The organism is Streptomyces sp. NPDC046379, assembly GCF_055587785.1.
Genome location: NZ_JBVJFP010000020.1, coordinates 17,051 through 33,283, shown reverse-complemented (window position 1 = coordinate 33,283; position 16,233 = coordinate 17,051). Strand labels below are relative to the sequence as shown.

Annotated in this window: 14 protein-coding genes; 1 reads left to right on the top strand and 13 read right to left on the bottom strand. The window is 74.1% G+C overall.

The window, feature by feature from the left end; genetic code table 11:
• Window positions 1–26: 26 nt before the first annotated feature.
• The 10 genes from ACZ6KF_RS28675 to fmt form a co-directional block, all read right to left on the bottom strand.
• Window positions 27–815: a carbon-nitrogen hydrolase family protein gene (locus ACZ6KF_RS28675; RefSeq protein ID WP_356636025.1), complete on the bottom strand. Its 789-nt coding sequence runs from the start codon at window positions 813–815 to the stop codon at window positions 27–29.
• 292 nt (window positions 816–1,107) lie between these two features.
• The gene (locus ACZ6KF_RS28670) at window positions 1,108–1,560 is read right to left on the bottom strand and encodes an Lrp/AsnC family transcriptional regulator (protein WP_356636027.1); all 453 of its coding nucleotides are present in this window, start codon (window positions 1,558–1,560) and stop codon (window positions 1,108–1,110) included.
• A gap of 10 nt (window positions 1,561–1,570) precedes the next feature.
• Window positions 1,571–3,040 carry an amino acid permease gene (locus ACZ6KF_RS28665; RefSeq protein WP_469240982.1) on the bottom strand — a complete coding sequence of 490 codons (1,470 nt, stop codon included), beginning with the start codon at window positions 3,038–3,040 and terminating at the stop codon, window positions 1,571–1,573.
• A gap of 229 nt (window positions 3,041–3,269) precedes the next feature.
• On the bottom strand, window positions 3,270–4,712 hold the full coding sequence (locus tag ACZ6KF_RS28660; protein WP_356636081.1) for a GuaB1 family IMP dehydrogenase-related protein: 1,443 nt from the start codon (window positions 4,710–4,712) through the stop codon (window positions 3,270–3,272).
• Between the two features lie 108 nt (window positions 4,713–4,820).
• On the bottom strand, window positions 4,821–5,174 hold the full coding sequence (locus tag ACZ6KF_RS28655; RefSeq protein WP_469240980.1) for a barstar family protein: 354 nt from the start codon (window positions 5,172–5,174) through the stop codon (window positions 4,821–4,823).
• Window positions 5,171–5,545: a guanyl-specific ribonuclease gene (locus ACZ6KF_RS28650; RefSeq protein ID WP_356636033.1), complete on the bottom strand. Its 375-nt coding sequence runs from the start codon at window positions 5,543–5,545 to the stop codon at window positions 5,171–5,173. Before ACZ6KF_RS28650 ends, ACZ6KF_RS28655 begins: the two co-directional genes overlap by 4 nt.
• 40 nt (window positions 5,546–5,585) lie before the next feature.
• Complete coding sequence (locus ACZ6KF_RS28645) at window positions 5,586–6,629, bottom strand: sugar-binding transcriptional regulator (protein WP_356636035.1); 1,044 nt, start codon at window positions 6,627–6,629, stop codon at window positions 5,586–5,588.
• A gap of 89 nt (window positions 6,630–6,718) precedes the next feature.
• Window positions 6,719–7,405, bottom strand: a complete 687-nt coding sequence (gene rpe, locus ACZ6KF_RS28640) for a ribulose-phosphate 3-epimerase (protein WP_356636037.1) — start codon at window positions 7,403–7,405, stop codon at window positions 6,719–6,721.
• Window positions 7,406–7,489: 84 nt separating this feature from the next.
• The gene (locus ACZ6KF_RS28635; RefSeq protein ID WP_356636039.1) at window positions 7,490–8,908 is read right to left on the bottom strand and encodes an RsmB/NOP family class I SAM-dependent RNA methyltransferase; all 1,419 of its coding nucleotides are present in this window, start codon (window positions 8,906–8,908) and stop codon (window positions 7,490–7,492) included.
• 67 nt (window positions 8,909–8,975) lie between these two features.
• Window positions 8,976–9,908 (bottom strand): methionyl-tRNA formyltransferase, encoded by a 933-nt coding sequence (gene fmt / locus ACZ6KF_RS28630; protein ID WP_469240977.1) that lies wholly within the window; start codon window positions 9,906–9,908, stop codon window positions 8,976–8,978.
• Window positions 9,909–10,101: 193 nt separating this feature from the next.
• Here fmt and ACZ6KF_RS28625 point away from each other — a divergent pair, with 193 nt between their 5' ends.
• On the top strand, window positions 10,102–10,632 hold the full coding sequence (locus ACZ6KF_RS28625) for a hypothetical protein (RefSeq protein ID WP_356636043.1): 531 nt from the start codon (window positions 10,102–10,104) through the stop codon (window positions 10,630–10,632).
• A 639-nt stretch (window positions 10,633–11,271) separates the two neighbouring features.
• Here the strand turns inward: ACZ6KF_RS28625 and ACZ6KF_RS28620 are convergent.
• The 3 genes from ACZ6KF_RS28620 to coaBC all read right to left on the bottom strand — a co-directional run bounded on the left by ACZ6KF_RS28620 (window position 11,272) and on the right by coaBC (window position 16,188).
• A complete protein-coding gene (locus ACZ6KF_RS28620) occupies window positions 11,272–13,437 on the bottom strand; it encodes a primosomal protein N' (RefSeq protein WP_356636045.1) in 2,166 nt (721 codons plus the stop codon).
• A gap of 100 nt (window positions 13,438–13,537) precedes the next feature.
• Window positions 13,538–14,746: a methionine adenosyltransferase gene (gene metK / locus ACZ6KF_RS28615; RefSeq protein WP_356636047.1), complete on the bottom strand. Its 1,209-nt coding sequence runs from the start codon at window positions 14,744–14,746 to the stop codon at window positions 13,538–13,540.
• 239 nt (window positions 14,747–14,985) lie between these two features.
• Window positions 14,986–16,188: a bifunctional phosphopantothenoylcysteine decarboxylase/phosphopantothenate--cysteine ligase CoaBC gene (gene coaBC, locus ACZ6KF_RS28610; RefSeq protein ID WP_469240975.1), complete on the bottom strand. Its 1,203-nt coding sequence runs from the start codon at window positions 16,186–16,188 to the stop codon at window positions 14,986–14,988.
• Window positions 16,189–16,233 lie beyond the last annotated feature (45 nt).

The following is a 16,233-nucleotide window of genomic DNA, read 5'->3' as shown; positions in this document are numbered from 1 at the left end:
ACTCTGGGAGGGGGGAATGCCGGGGCTCAGACGAGGGAGCCGTACAGACCGGGGCGGCGGTCCTTCAGATACGGGTTCGCCTCGCGGGACGCGGCGAGGAGGACGGGGTCCACGTCGGCGAGGACCAGTTCCTCGGCACGGCCGGCCCGGGTGCGGGCGATGCCGTCGGGGCCGGCCAGGGTGGACAGGCCGACGAACTCGAACTCGCCCTCGCGGCCGGTGCGGTTGACGTACGCGACGTACATCTGGTTCTCGAAGGCCCGCACCGGCACGACGGACTCGGGGACGAACTGGTACGGGTGCATCTGCGCGGTCGGCACCAGCAGCAGGTCGGTGCCGGCGAGGGCGTGGGCGCGGACGTTCTCCGGGAACTCCACGTCGTAGCAGATCATCAGGCCGACGGTGAGGCCGTTCAGCTCGGCCTGGACGACCTGCTGGTCGCCGGGGGTGAAGTGGTCGCGCTCGAAGCAGCCGAAGAGGTGGGTCTTGCGGTAGTTGGCGAGCCGGTCGCCGGCGGCGGAGATCAGCTGGGCCGAGTTGTGGACCGTGTCGCCGGCGCGCTCCGGGTAGCCGTAGGCGATGGCGAGGCGGTGCCGGGCGGCGGTCTCGGCGATCGCGTCGGCGCAGTCGCCGTCGGCGGGCTCGGCGAGACGGGCGATGTCGTCGCCGATGGCGTAGCCGGTGAGGAACATCTCCGGAGCGACCAGCAGCCCGGCGCCGGCCGCGGCGGCGCGGCCCGCGGCCTCGTCGAGGACCTTGAGGTTCTCGACGGTCGAGCCGGGCCGGCCGGAGCTCTGGAGCAGGGCGGTGCGCATGGGTGTTCCTCACCGGGACGGAAGTGGGTGTGGGGGCCATGTAGACGGTACGGTCGGGGCGCTCCGGCGGACAAGGAGCAGCCGTTGCGCGCTCGTGAGCCGTTCGTTGCGTCCGTCGGGCCGTCGGCGGCGATTCGTTGCGCGAACCGGCGGCGCTGTAGGTGGATCTGCGGCGGAGCGTTCCGACACGACTGGCCGCCGGGCGGCCGGAGTCCCGGGTTTCCCCCTCCGCGCCGTGCGTCGGTGCCGCCGGGTCACCGGACCGGTGCCCAGGGCCCGCGGGCCCGGCGGTCTAGGTCGGCGACCCGGAGGAGAAGCGCCGCAGCAGCGGCGACAGCACCAGCACCGACTTGGTGCGCTCCACGAACGGCTCCCCCGCGATCCGCTCCAGGACCCGCTCGAAGTGCCGCATGTCGGAGGCGAAGACCTGGGCGACCGCGTCCGCGTCCCCGGTGACGGTGGACGCGGCCACGACCTCCTGATAGCGCTCCAGGCCGCGCTGGATGGTCTCCGGGGACGTATTGCTGCGGCAGTAGATCTCGACGAACCCCTCGGTGTGCCAGCCCAGCGCCGAGGGGTCCACCCGGACGGTGAAGCCGGTGATGGCGCCGGTGGCGCGCAGCCTGTCCACGCGCCGCTTCACGGCGGGCGCGGACAGGCCGACGAGCTGCCCGATGTCCGCGTAGGAGCGGCGGGCGTCCTCGGCGAGGGCGTGCACGATGCGTTCGTCGAGATCGTTCAGCACTGCGGGTGGTTCACTTCGCTTCGGGTGCGGCCAGACGGGAGCGGCGGTAGCCGTACAGGAAGTAGAACACGAGACCGGCGGCCATCCAGCACGCGAAGACCACCCAGGTCACCGAGTCGAGGCTGAGCATGTTGTACGCGCAGAACAGGAAGCCGAGCACCGGCAGGACCGGCCCGAACGGCACCTTGAACGTGCGCTCCAGCTCCGGCCGCCGGTGGCGCAGCACCACGACGGCGACGTTGACGAGGGCGAAGGCGAACAGCGTGCCGATGCTGGTGGCGTCGACGAGTTTGCCGAGCGGGATCAGGGCGGCGAGGACGCCGCAGAACAGGGAGACGATCACCGTGTTGAGGCGGGGCGCGCCGGTCTTCGCGTCGACCTTGCCGAGCGCCTTGGGGACGAGGCCGTCGCGGGACATCGCGAACAGGATGCGGGTCTGGCCGTAGAGGACGGTGAGGACGACGCTGGCGATGGAGATGACGGCGCCGAGGGCGAGGAGGGTGCCCCAGAACGTCTGGCCGCTCACGTCGTTCATGATCGCGGCGAGGGATGCCTCGGAGCCCTCGAACCTCGTCCAGTTCCAGGCGCCGACGGCGACGGCCGCCACCAGCACGTACAGCGCGGTGACGATGATCAGGGAGAGCATGATCGCGCGGGGCAGGTCGCGCTTGGGGTCCTTCGCCTCCTCGCCGGCCGTGGAGGCGGCGTCGAAGCCGATGTAGGAGAAGAACAGCGTGGCGCCGGCGGCGCTCACCCCGGCCATGCCGAGCGGCATGAAGTCGGCGTAGTTGCCCGACTTGAAGCCCAGGAAGCCGACCGCGCAGAACAGCACCAGCGCGGCGATCTTGACGACGACCATGACGGTGTTGGCGCGGGCGGACTCGCGGACGCCGCCGAGCAGGAAGACCATCGCCAGCAGGACGACGAGCAGCGCGGGCAGGTTGACGACACCGCCCTCGCCGGGCGCGGAGGAGAGCACCGACGGGATGGTGACGCCGAGGGTGCCGTCGAGGAGTTCGTTGAGGTACTCGCCCCAGCCGACGGCGACGGCGGCCACCGACACGCCGTACTCCAGCACCAGGCACCAGCCGCACACCCAGGCGACCAGCTCACCCATCGTTGCGTATGCGTACGAGTAGGAGGAGCCGGCGACCGGGATGCTGCCGGCCAGTTCCGCGTAGGACAGGGCAGAGAACAGAGCGGTGAGGCCGGCGATGACGAAGGCCAGGGTGACCGCGGGGCCCGCCTCCGGGACGGCGTCGCCGAGGACGACGAAGATGCCGGTGCCGAGGGTGGCGCCAATGCTGATCATCGTGAGCTGCCACAGGCCGAGGGAGCGTCGCAGGGACCCTCCCTCGCCCTGCCCGCCCTCCGCGACCAGGCGTTCCACGGGCTTGCGCCGCATCAGACGAGCGGCGAAGCCCGGGGCGGGCGGGGCGGTGGTGCTGCTGTGCTGCGGGGGTGCGCCTTGGTCGAGCACGCGCGGGGGCTCCTTGTCGCTGCGGGTCCGGCCGGCGGGGACCCGGTGGCGCCCCTTGGGGCAGGGACCCACCGAGCGGGGTCCCCGCCACGCCACGTACGAGGCGACAGCCTATGAGGGCGGCGTTGCTCATGTAATGAAGCAATCTTGCGCATGGACGCAAGATCGTTGCGTTCCTCGCGGCTCGGTGCGTGTTCGTTGCGGAAGGGCTGTCGACCGTTGCGCGGGGTCAGTTCCAGCTGGCGTGCAGCGGCTTGCCCTCGGCGTAGCCAGCCGCGCTCTGGATGCCGACGACGGCGTTCTCCGCGAACTCCTCCAGGGATCCCGCGCCGGCGTAGGTGCAGGAGGAGCGGACGCCCGCGATGATCGCGTCGATCAGGTCCTCGACGCCGGGGCGGGCCGGGTCCAGGAACATCCGGGAGGTGGAGATGCCCTCCTCGAACAGGCCCTTGCGGGCGCGGTCGTAGGCCGACTCCTCGGAGGTGCGGTTGCGCACGGCGCGCGCGGACGCCATGCCGAACGACTCCTTGTAGGCCCGCCCGTCCGCGTCGTGCTGGAGGTCGCCGGGGGACTCGTAGGTGCCGGCGAACCAGGAGCCGATCATCACGTTGGAGGCGCCGGCCGCGAGGGCCATGGCCACGTCGCGCGGGTGGCGCACGCCGCCGTCGGCCCAGACGTGCTTGCCGTGCTTCCTCGCCTCGGCGGCGCACTCCAGCACGGCGGAGAACTGCGGCCGGCCCACGCCGGTCATCATCCGGGTGGTGCACATGGCGCCGGGGCCCACGCCTACCTTGACGATGTCCGCGCCCGCTTCGATCAGGTCCCGCACGCCCTGCGCGGAGACGATGTTGCCGGCGGCGATCGGCACCTGCGGGTCGAGGGCGCGCACCAGCTTGACGGCGCTGATCATCGACTCCTGGTGGCCGTGCGCGGTGTCGATGACGAGGGTGTCGACGCCCGCGTCCAGCAGCTGCTTGGCCTTGCCCGCGACGTCGCCGTTGATGCCGACCGCGGCGGCGATGCGCAGCCGCCCGTCGGCGTCGGTCGCCGGGGTGTACAGGGTGGCGCGCAGGGCGCCCTTGCGGGTGAGGATGCCGGCGAGCCGGCCGTCGGAGTCGACGGCGGGGGCGTAGCGCCGGTTGTGGTGGTCGAGGGTGTTGAAGGCCTCGCGCGGGTCGATGTCGGCGTCCAGCAGGAGCAGGTCCTTGGACATGACCACTTCGAGCTGGGTGAAGCGGTCGACACCCGTCAGGTCCCGGTCGGTGACGACGCCGACGGGCCGGTTCTCCTCGTCGACGACGACGCCGGCGTTGTGGGCGCGCTTGGGCAGCAGGCCGAGCGCGTCGGCGACGGTCTGGTGCGGGGCGAGCACGATCGGGGTGTCCAGCACCAGGTGGCGGCTCTTGACCCAGGAGACGACGTCGGTGACGACGTCGATCGGGATGTCCTGCGGGATGACCACGAGGCCGCCGCGCCGGGCCACGGTCTCGGCCATGCGGCGGCCGGCGATGGCGGTCATGTTGGCGACGACGAGCGGGATCGTGGTGCCCGTGCCGTCCGGGGAGCTGAGGTCGACGTCCTGCCGGGAGCCGACCGCGCTGCGGTTCGGCACCATGAACACGTCGTCGTACGTGAGGTCGTACGAGGGCTGGATGTCGTTGAGGAAACGCACGTGCTGCACATCCCAGTCGATCAGAGGCGGCCCCCGGACAGGTCAGCCAGGGGGAAAGAGCACGTACTTCATTGTCCCATGGCGAGGCCCCCGGACCGCCCCGGCAGATCATCCAGGCTGGTCAGCGGCCTGCTTGGAGGAACCTCCGAATCCGAGGGTCACGAACAGGCCGGGTCCGCGGTCCGTCGCCTCGGCGAACACCTCCTCGGCGACCCGCCACTCCTCGGGCCGCGTCTCGGCGTACTCCCGCCAGCCCTCGACCACGACCAGCAGGCCCCGCTCCTCGGCACCCTCGGGCCACAGGGTCGGGTCGGCGAGACAGTCGGCGAGGGCGTCCCAGTTGCGGCCGAACCAGTCGGGCAGGTCGAGGGCGAGGGCGCAGCGGTCCATCAGGCCCGCCTTGTCGGTGACCTCGCCGAGGTCCAGCGTGACCACCGTCCGGCCCGCCGCGTCGTGCGTCATCTCAGTACCGCCCTGAAGGATGCGTAGTGGTCGTCGGTGTAGTACGTCTCGCCGCCGCGCCCGGCGACGATCCGGCGGGCCCCGCGGTCGCGGGAGCCGGGGGTGCGGACGGTGTACTCGCGGTAGTGGCCGCGTGGCTGCCGGGGCAGCAGCCCTTCGAAGTTGCCGAAGACGGCGCCGTCGCGGTCGTGGGGGAAGGGGCCGCCCGCGTCGATGAGGCGCAGGGTCTCGCGCGCCTCGGGGGGCAGTTCGGACTCCCGGACGGTGGCCATGCCGTCGGACCGGGAAGGGACCGGGGCTTCGGTGGACGAGCACCCCGTGAGCAGGAGGAGGGCGCCCAGGAGCCCTCGGAGGACGAGCCGCAGCACCATGCCGACGATGCTGCCACGGCCGCCCTCCCCCGACCTGTTGTCAGGTTCCGTCCGGGTCGGCGCGGTTGAGCGCCGGCTTGGGCGTCGGCCCGGCCGTCATCAGGTAGTCGGCGGCCGAGGTGTCCGTGACCAGGCTGGTGACCAGCCCGGAGCGCAGGACCGCGTCGATGGCGGCGGCCTTGCGCTGTCCGCCCGCGATCGCGACGACCTCCGGGATGCGGCGGAGCTGGTCGGCCTTGACGGTGATGCACCGCTCCCCCAGGTCGCGCCCGACCCGGCGGCCGTCGGAGTCGAAGAGGTGCGCGGACATCTCGGCGGCGACGCCGAGGGAGGCGTAGTGGGCGCGCTCCTCGTCGCTGAGCATGTCGTGCACGGTGGAGATGCCCGGCTCCCAGGAGCCGATGGACACGCAGGCGACCGTGACCTTGTCGAAGTAGTCGAAGGCGCGGGCGATCCCGGTCTGGTGGCGCAGGGCCTGCGCGGTGGCCGCGTCCGGCAGCAGCATCGGCGCGTAGATGGGGTGGGCGTCGCCGCCGGCCACCTGCGCGGCCCGGCGCACGGCCTCCACCGAACCGCGCTCGGCGGTCCCGGCGTCGTACACGCCGGTCAGCTGGACCACCGTGCAGGGCGGCAGCCGGTCGAGGGCGGCGGCCATGTGGATGGTGGAACGGCCCCAGGCCAGGCCCAGGACGTCCCCCTCGCTGAGCAGCTCGCCGAGCAGGTCGGCGGCCACCTCGCCGAGGTTCTCGGGGTCGGGGGTCTCCTCGGCGTCGGCCGGGGACTCGACGACGACGGCGTGCCTGAGGCCGTAGCGGGCGCGCAGCGCGTCGGAGCGCTCGGCGTCCAGTTCGGCGGGGACTCGGATCTCGATGCGCACGAGATCCCGTTCGAGGGCGGTCTCCAGGACCCGGGCCACCTTGAAGCGGCTGACGCCGAACTCCTCCGCGATCTGGATCTTGGACTTCCCCTCGAGGTAGAAGCGGCGGGCCATGGCCGCCGCCTGCACCAGCTCAGCGGGTCCCATCCGCATGGCTGACCGGCCCGCCGACATACCCGACACGGCGTTCTCCTCACTGCTGTTCACACTCTGGATTCGCCGTTCATCCTCGCAGATCCGGCGCGGTCGCTCAGCCCCGATCGGTGCCCGATGGACGCCGTTCACGTAACCGTGGCTCAGTGGTCGCACGCCCATGTGGCGTGCTCGGTCACCGCCTGGGCCCGGGCGCGCAGGGCGCGCACCGCCTCGGCCGGATCGGCGGCGCCGTACACCGCGGAGCCGGCCACGAAGACGTCGGCGCCGGCCTCGGCGCAGCGCTCGATGGTGGCGTCCGACACCCCGCCGTCGACCTGCAGCCACAGCTGGAGGCCGTGCTTGCCGATCAGCTCACGGGTACGGCGGATCTTCGGCAGCATGATGTCGAGGAACGCCTGCCCGCCGAAGCCCGGCTCGACCGTCATGATCAGCAGCATGTCCAGCTCGGGGAGCAGGTCCTCGTACGGCTCGATGGGCGTGGCCGGCTTGAGCGCCATGGAGGCGCGGGCGCCCTTGGCTCGGATCTCCCGGGCCAGCCGGACCGGTGCGGCGGCGGCCTCGACGTGGAAGGTGACCGAGGAGGCCCCGGCCTCCACGTACCGGGGCGCCCAGCGATCGGGGTCCTCGATCATCAGATGGCAGTCCAGCGGGGTGTCCGTCGCCCGGGCCAGGGACTCCACGACCGGCACGCCGAGCGTGAGGTTGGGGACGAAATGGTTGTCCATGACGTCGACGTGGAGCCAGTCGGCCCCTTCGACCGCCTTCGCCTCGTCGGCGAGACGGGCGAAGTCGGCGGACAGGATGCTGGGGTTGATCTGCACGGCCATGCCCCAAGACTGCCATGCCCGGCTGGGGGTGCGGGCATCGGTGTCGGATGGTGGGCGCCGCTGACCGGCCGCGGGCGGCCCGGGTCAGCCGGTCCGGCGGATGAGCGCCAGGTACATGGCGTCGGTGCCGTGCAGGTGGGGCCACAGTTGTACGTCCGGACCGTCGCCGAGGTCGGGCACCGAGGGCAGCAGCGGGCGGGCGTCGATCAGCTCGGCACGCGGGAACTGCTTGAGGACGTCCGCGACGACGGCGCGGGTCTCGGCGAGGTGCGGGGAGCAGGTGGCGTAGCCGACGACGCCGCCGACGCGCACGGAGTCAAGGGCGGTGCGCAGCAGGCCGCGCTGGAGCGGGGCGAAGCCGTCGAGGTCCTCGGGGCGGCGGCGCCAGCGGGCCTCGGGACGCCGCCGCAGGGCGCCGAGTCCGGTGCAGGGGACGTCCATCAGGACCCGGTCGAAACTGCCGGGCCGCCACGGCGGGCGGGTGCCGTCGGCGGCGATGACCTGGTAGGGGCCGGGGTTTCCGGCGAGGGCCTTGGCGACGAGGCCGGCACGGTGCGGCTGCTTCTCGGAGGCGAGCAGGGTGGCGCCCCGCTCGGCGGCGAGCGCGGCGAGCAGTGCGGCCTTGCCGCCCGGCCCGGCGCAGCCGTCGAGCCATCTGCCGTCCGGCCCGTCCAGCGGCGCGTTGGCGAGGGCGAGGGCGACGAGCTGGCTGCCCTCGTCCTGCACGCCGGCCCGCCCCTCCCGGACGGCGTCGACGGCGCCCGGCTCGCCGCCCTCGGTCAGCCGCACCGCGTACGGCGACCAGCGTCCGGGCAGCGCCGCCTCCTCGCCGAGGAGTTCCTCGGTGGTGGCCCGGCCGGGCCTGGCCACCAGGGTCACCTCGGGCCGTTCGTTGTCGGCGGCGAGCAGTTCCTCGATGCCGGAGCGCGGTCCGCCGAGCGAGTCCCACAGCGCGGAGACCACCCAGCGCGGGTGCGAGTGCACCACGGCCAGATGGTCCTCGGGGTCCTCGTCGTAGGGCGGCGCGACCCGCTCCAGCCAGCCGTCGAGGTCGTGCTGGGCCACCTTGCGCAGCACGGCGTTGACGAACTTGGCCCGTCCGTCGCCGAGCACCACCCGCGCCAGTTCGACGGAGGCGGACACGGCGGCGTGGGTGGGGATGCGCGTGCCGAGCAGCTGGTGCGCGCCGAGGCTGAGCACGTCCAGCACGGGCGGGTCGACCTCCCGCAGCGGCCGGTCCACGCAGGCCGCGATCACCGCGTCGTACGTGCCCTGCCGCCGCAGCGTGCCGTAGACCAGTTCGGTGGCGAGGGCGGCGTCCCGCGCGTCGAAGCCGTGGCTCTCGCGGGCCTTGCGCAGCAGCGGCGGCAGCACGAGGTTGGCGTACGCGTCGCGCTCGTCCACGGCCCGGAGCGCGTCGAACGCGAGGACGCGCACCGGGTCCTTCCGGGGACGGCGGTAGGGCTTGCCGGGTTTGCGGGGCCGACGGGAGGTGTCGCTCACGAAGAAGGTGCTCCGGATTTCTGTATACGGTCTGCGCCCAGCCTACGTCCGCCCGTGCGCGGCGACGTCACCCGCCGAGGCTCTCCCCGTCGGCGATGCGCACCCCGCGGGCCCAGTCGGCGGCCCGCATCGGCTTCTTGCCCTGGGGCTGCACCCACAGCAGCTCGATCGCGTACGAGCCGGTGCCCGCGTACACGTTGTTCTTGGCGGCGGACAGCCGGCCGGGGGCGAGGTCGGTGCGGTCGGGGACGGGCGCGACCTGGACGAGCTTGAGGCGCTCGCCGCGGAAGGTGGTCCAGGCGCCCGGTGCGGGGGTGCAGCCGCGCACCACCCGGTCGACGCGCAGGGCGGGGGCGCGCCAGTCGACGCGGGCGTCCTCGACGGTGATCTTGGGGGCGAGGCTGACGCCCTCGGCGGGCTGCGGCACGGGCTTCAGGGAGCCGTCCTCGATGCCGTCCATGGTGGCGGCGAGCAGTCCGGCGCCGGCGAAGGCGAGGCGGGTGAGCAGGTCGCCGCTGGTGTCGGTGGGGCGGACGGTCTCGGTGACGGTGCCGTAGACGGGACCGGAGTCGAGGCCCTCCTCGATCAGGAAGGTGGACGCCCCGGTGATCTCGTCGCCCGCCATGACGGCGTGCTGCACGGGGGCGGCGCCGCGCCAGGCGGGCAGCAGCGAGAAGTGCAGGTTGACCCAGCCGTGGGCGGGGATGTCGAGGGCGGCGCGCGGGAGCAGGGCGCCGTAGGCGACGACGGGGCAGCAGTCCGGCCCGATCTCGCGCAGCCGCTCCAGGAACTCGGGGTCGCGCGGCCTGGCGGGCTTGAGCACCTCGATGCCGGCCTCCTCGGCGCGCTCGGCCACGGGGGACGCCACCAGCCTGCGACCGCGGCCCGCCGGCGCGTCCGGCCGGGTGACCACGGCCACCACCTCGTGCCGCTCGGCGGCGAGCAGTGCGTCCAGAGCGGGGACGGCGACCTCGGGGGTACCGGCGAAGACCAGCTTCATGGGTGGTACGGGCCTCTCGGGCGGGGGTCTTGACGGGCGGCGCACCAGTCTATGACGGGCGCGCGGGCATGTTCTTACGCCCCGCAGCGTGACCAGCGGAGCGAAAGCGCGTTGGTCAAGAAAGAGTTGACCACTGCGGGCCGCGGCAGCGGCCCGATCCTTTCTCCTCAACGCCGGTTCGAGAGGCTTGTTCATGGCCGACCACGCAACCCACGACGCCCAGGCTCGGGCCAGCCTGCACTTGCTGGTGCGGGACATCGAGCGGGTCCGCCGGCAGGTGGACGCACTGCGGACCCTCACCGCCCAGCTCGGCAACGTCTACCGCCCGCGCCGCTCCGGCCCCTCCACGGGCTTCGTCGTCTACGGACGCGCCCCCGCACCCACGGTCCGCCTCGCCCAGGAGCTGCGGGACAGCGTCGAGACCCTGGTCACGGCAGCGGTCGACTTCGACCGTTCGCTCGGCTTCTCGTGGGACGCGGTGGGCTCCGCGCTCGGGGTCACCAAGCAGGCGGTGCACCGCCGGTACGGCTCCCGCCGCGCCGCGGCCCAGGCCGCCGCGGAGGCCGAGCGGGGCGCCGAGCCGGCGGGCTCCCGCCCGCTGAACACGGGCGCCGGAGTCGCCACGGTGCCGACGGTCCCCGCGGCCCGTTCCATGCCGACCCAGCCGACGGCGGGCAGCCACGAGACCCGTCCGACGGCCTTCCCCGGCCCGCGCAACGGCTGACCGCACCCGCGTCACCGTCCCGAGCACGGCCGACCGCCCCACGCCGACCGGGCGCGGCTCGGCCCTCGCACCACCGCTGCCCTCCCCGCCTCCACGCGCGGAGGGCAGCCGCACGTCCGTCATCGTCCACGCCCCCGCCGCCCGGGCGCCGCGGCCTCCCACACCACACCCGACTCCGGCCCTCACGCGGGTGAGGTTCAACGGCACGTCCGTCGCCCTCCCACGACCGCCCCCGCCGCCCGGGCGCCACTCGGCCCGCAACAACGCCCCTGCCTCCCGCCCTCGACACCGGGAGGACAAGCGCAACTCCCGCGCCGCGCCACAAGCACCCACACCGGCCGGGCGCGACTCGGCCCCCGCACCATCCCCGCCCCCGCACCGGGAAGGCAGCCGCATGTCCGTCGCCGTCCCACGGCCGCCCCACACCGACCGGGCGCGGCCCAGCCCCCAAAACCACCCCCCGCCGCCCGCCCTCCACACCAGGAGGGCGAAACCGTCTCCGTGAACCGTCCCACGGCCGCCCCACGCCGACCGGACGCGGCCCAGCCCTCAAAACCACCCCCCGCCACCCGCCCTCCACACCAGGAGGGCGAAACCGTCTCCGGGGCAAGCCCACGTCCCGCCCTCCCCCGCCCCGCCTCAGCCGATGTCCGGCGGGTCGATCCGTACCCGGACCCCGGAACCGCTCCCGTTCCCCCGGGCCATCCGGGCCGCCTGCGCCGACTTCAGCGCCGACGCCAGGGCCGCGCCCCGGCCCGGTGGCACGCGGATCAGCGCGCGGTCCCACTGTTCGCCCGGCGGAGGCTCCCCGGGGCGGCGCGGACGGCCGGCCGCCGCCGACGGGGTGACCGGGAGCGGCACGGGGCCCAGCACCTCCGCTTCGGGCGGGAGTTCGACCGAGCGCAGGAAGTCCGCGAGCGCCTCGGGCGGCCCCGCCACCGACGCCATCCGCGACACCGGCGGAAAGCCCAGCTCGGCCCGCTCGGCCAGCTCCCGTACCGCGTGGCCCACCGGGTCCCAGCGCACCAGCGCCTGCACGGGCCTGAGCGTCGGCTCGGCGACCACGACGACCGTGCCGCCATCCCCCTGCGGCCGGACCAGCGCCGCGGCCGCGATCCAGCGCCGCAGCGCGTCCTCGCCCGCCCGCAGATCGGGCCGCCCGAGCATCGCCCACCCGTCGAGCAGCAGCGCCGCCGCGTACCCGCCCTGGGCCACCGGCTCCGCGCCCGGCGTGCTCACCACCAGCGCGGGCGTCCCCGGCACCGTGTCCAGCACATGCTCCCGCCCCGAGGTGCGCACCGGCACGGCCGGAAACGCCCGCCCCAGCTCCTCCGCCGTACGGCGGGCCCCCACCACCTGAGCCCGCAGCCGGAACGCCCCGCACTCCGGGCAGTGCCACGCCCCCTCCTCGCGCCCGCACCAGCCGCAGTACGGCGCGCCCGCGTCCCGCGCCCGCAGCGGACCGGCACAGTGCCGGCACCGGGCGGGCGTCCGGCAGGCGGCACAGGCCAGCCGCGGGACGTAGCCGCGCCGGGGCACCTGGACGAGCACCGGACCGTGCCGCAGTCCTTCGCGCGCCGCCTGCCAGGCGAGCGAGGGCAGCCGGGCGGCGCGCGCGGCCTCGTCCCGCGCCAGGTCCTGGTCCCCGATCGTGCGCACCAGCGGAGCGGCGGCCCGCACCTGCTCCCGCCCGGCGACCAGGGGCCGGGCCCAGCCGCTCTCCACCAGCTGCGCGGCCTCCACCGTGCAGTTCCAGCCGCCCAGCAGGAAGGCGCACCCGTCCTGCGCGGCCCGCAGCAGCAGCACGTCCCTCGCGTGCGGCTGCGGGGCGTGCAGCTCGCTATGGCTGTCGTCCCCGTCGTCCCACACGGCCACCAGGCCCAGGTCCCGCACCGGCGCGAACATCGCCGCCCGGGTGCCCACCACGGCCCGCACGGACCCGCGCCGCACCGCCAGCCACTGCCCGTACCGCTTCTCCGGCCCCGCGTCGGCCGTGAGCAGCGCGTGCCGTCCCTCGCCGAGCAGCTCGGTCAGTGCGGCGTCCACCCGCGCGGCGGCACGCCCGTCCGGCACCACGACCAGCGCGCCCCGCCCCGAGGCGAGCGTCGCGGCCACGGCGCGGGCCAGTTCCGCGCTCCACTCGGGACCCGGCAGGGCGTTCCACACCGCGCGCGGGGCGGCCCCGGAGGCCAGCGCCGTCAGGAACGCGGGCCCCCGCTCGTACCGCTCCCAGGTGCCGGGGGCGGGCGCCGGGGGCGGGGGCTGCGGCGGGGGCGAGGGCCGCTGCTCGGCGCGGGCGTTGCGCGGCGGCACGGCGAGTTGCAGGACGTCGGCCAGGCTGCCCGCGTACCGGTCGGCGACGGCGCGGGCCAGCCCCAGCAGCTCCTCGTCGAGCACCCGCTCCGGCGACACCACCTGGGCGAGCGCGGCCAGCGGCCCGGCGTAGTCGGACTCGGCCCGCCGCTCGACGAGGAACCCGTCGATCAGTCCTCCGCCCTCGCGCCGCCCCTCGCGGACCCGGTGCCGTCCGGCCCCGAACCGCACCCGCACCCGCACACCGGGCTGGGCGTCGGCGTCCAGCTCGGCGGGCACCGCGTAGTCGAAGTACCGGTCGAGGTGCAGCACGCCCTTGTCGACCAGCACCCGCGCGACCGGCAGCTCGGCGGCCAGGGCCGCTCCCCGCCAGGTGCGCGGCTTGGCCCTGGGCGCGTTGGCCTTGCGCACGCTCTCCCGGATGAGCGCGAGCTGCTCCGGCGGCGGCGTCCCCGCGCCACCGCCGTCCCCCTGCCCGTTCTCGCCGCTCACGCCTGCATTCTTCCAAACGCCACTGACAACGGGCGGCGCCCGGAACGGCCGAGGCCCGGCTCCCGCGAGGGGAACCGGGCCTCGGTGGGCGAACGGGGGCCTACAGGCCCGCGGCCTTGCGCAGCGCGTCCACGCGGTCGGTGCGCTCCCAGGTGAAGTCGGGCAGCTCACGGCCGAAGTGGCCGTACGCGGCGGTCTGGGCGTAGATCGGGCGGAGCAGGTCGAGGTCGCGGATGATCGCGGCCGGGCGGAGGTCGAAGACCTCGTCGATCGCCTTCTCGATGCGCTCCGGCTCGACCTTGTGGGTGCCGAAGGTCTCCACGAACAGGCCGACGGGCTCGGCCTTGCCGATCGCGTACGCGACCTGGACCTCGCAGCGGGCGGCGAGACCGGCGGCGACGACGTTCTTGGCGACCCAGCGCATCGCGTAGGCGGCCGAGCGGTCCACCTTGGACGGGTCCTTGCCGGAGAAGGCGCCGCCACCGTGCCGGGCGAAGCCGCCGTAGGTGTCGATGATGATCTTGCGGCCGGTGAGGCCGGCGTCGCCCATCGGGCCGCCGATCTCGAAGCGGCCGGTGGGGTTGACCAGCAGGCGGTAGCCCTCGGTGTCGAGCTTGATGCCGTCCTCCAGGAGCGCCTTCAGCTCCGGCTCGACGACGAACTCGCGGATGTCGGGGGCGAGCAGCGACTCGAGGTCGATGTCGCTGGCGTGCTGCGAGGAGACGACGACCGTGTCGAGGCGGACGGCCTTGTCGCCGTCGTACTCGATGGTGACCTGGGTCTTGCCGTCGGGGCGCAGGTAGGGGATCGTGCCGTTCTTGCGGACCTCGGACAGGCGCTTGGACAGGCGGTGCGCCAGGAAGATCGGCAGCGGCATCAGGGTGGGCGTCTCGTCGGAGGCGTAGCCGAACATCAGGCCCTGGTCGCCGGCGCCCTGGCGGTCCAGCTCGTCCTCGTCGCCCTCGACACGGGTCTCGTACGCCGTGTCCACACCCTGCGCGATGTCCGGGGACTGCGCGCCGATCGACACCGACACTCCGCAGGAGGCGCCGTCGAAGCCCTTCTTCGAGGAGTCGTAGCCGATCTCCAGGATCTTGTCCCGGACCAGCTGCGGGATGGGCGCGTAGGCCTTGGTGGTGACCTCTCCGGCCACGTGCACCAGGCCGGTGGTGATCAGGGTCTCGACGGCGACCCGGGAGGTCGGGTCCTCGCGCAGAAGCGCGTCGAGAATGGTGTCGCTGATCTGGTCAGCGATCTTGTCGGGGTGACCCTCGGTCACGGACTCCGAGGTGAACAGGCGACGGGACACAACGCTCCCTGTGGTTGCAGCGGCTGCTGGCTGATCATGGGTGGACGGGCCGAGAGCTGCGCTCGGCGTCGTCCGCAGACAGTTTATCTGTCACGCTCCTCCGCAGGGGGCACTGTCTCGTTTCTCGGGAGTGCTGTGACCTGCGGCACGGGCATTCTGCCCAAGCCGGGCGGCCTTGGCCAGGCCCCGCGCCCGGACGCGCGGGCGCCGGGGGGCTTGCGGGAGCGCGGACGGCGTCGTCAGCGCAGACGCCGCGCCACCAGGTCCCACACGACGTCGGCCAGCGCCTCCTTCGGCCCGTGGGGCACGGGCGTCTCGCTGCCGTCGGAGCCGAGCACCACGGCCTCGTTGTCCTCGGCGCCGAACGTTCTGCGCTCCCCCACCTCGTTGACGACGAGCAGGTCGCAGCGCTTGCGCTCCAGTTTGGCGCGGCCGTTGACGAGGACGTCGTCGGTCTCCGCGGCGAAGCCGACGACGACCTGGCCGGGGCGGGGCCGGTCGGCCGAGATCTCGGCCAACACGTCGGGGTTGCGGACCAGCGCGACGGGATCGGGGTCCTGGCCGTCCCTCTTCTTGATCTTGCCGGTGGCGTAGTGCGCCGGGCGGAAGTCGGCGACGGCGGCGGCCATGACGACGGCGTCGGCGTCCGCCGCGGCCTTCAGCACGGCCTCGCGCAACTGCACGGCGGTGCCGACCGGGACGACGTCCACGCCGGCCGGGTCCGGCAGCGCGGTGTTGGCGGCGATCAGGGTGACGCGGGCGCCGCGCGCGGCGGCGGTGCGGGCGAGGGCGTAGCCCTGCTTGCCGGAGGAGCGGTTGCCGAGGAAGCGGACCGGGTCGAGGGGTTCGCGGGTGCCGCCGGCACTGACCACGACGTGGCGGCCGGCGAGGTCGGGCCGGGTGGCGCCGCGGGCGAGGACCCGGCGGCAGACCTCGAAGATCTCGGCCGGGTCGGGCAGGCGCCCCTTGCCGGTGTCGGCGCCGGTGAGCCGGCCCACGGCCGGTTCGACGACGACGGCGCCGCGGCGGCGCAGCGTCGCCACGTTCTCCTGGGTGGCCGGGTGCTCCCACATCTCGGTGTGCATGGCGGGGGCGAAGACCACCGGGCAGCGGGCGGTGAGCAGGGTGTTCGTCAGCAGGTCGTCGGCGAGGCCGTGCGCCGCCTTGGCGAGGAGGTCGGCGGTCGCCGGGGCGACCACGACGAGGTCGGCGTGCTGGCCGATGCGGACGTGCGGGACCTCGTGGACGTCGTCCCAGACCTCGGTGGCGACGGGGTGGCCGGACAGCGCGGACCAGGTGGCGGCGCCGACGAAGTGGAGCGCGGAGGCGGTGGGCACGACGCGGACGTCGTGGCCCGACTCGGTGAGCCTGCGCAGCAGCTCACAGGCCTTGTAGGCGGCGATGCCACCGCTCACCCCCAGGACGACCTTGGGCTTGTCCACCGTCTCTCCCCGCACATGTCGGCTCCCGTGCGCCGGGACTGCGCA

Bases quoted from the DNA above. Each gene is read 5' to 3' on its own strand.
- ACZ6KF_RS28675 (WP_356636025.1), bottom strand. From the start codon at position 815: ATGCGCACCGCCCTGCTCCAGAGCTCCGGCCGGCCCGGCTCGACCGTC.
- rpe (WP_356636037.1), bottom strand. From the start codon at position 7,405: ATGGCCGTGCAGATCAACCCCAGCATCCTGTCCGCCGACTTCGCCCGT.
- ACZ6KF_RS28655 (WP_469240980.1), bottom strand. From the start codon at position 5,174: ATGACGCACGACGCGGCGGGCCGGACGGTGGTCACGCTGGACCTCGGC.
- fmt (WP_469240977.1), bottom strand. From the start codon at position 9,908: ATGAAGCTGGTCTTCGCCGGTACCCCCGAGGTCGCCGTCCCCGCTCTG.
- ACZ6KF_RS28625 (WP_356636043.1), top strand. From the start codon at position 10,102: ATGGCCGACCACGCAACCCACGACGCCCAGGCTCGGGCCAGCCTGCAC.
- ACZ6KF_RS28650 (WP_356636033.1), bottom strand. From the start codon at position 5,545: ATGGTGCTGCGGCTCGTCCTCCGAGGGCTCCTGGGCGCCCTCCTCCTG.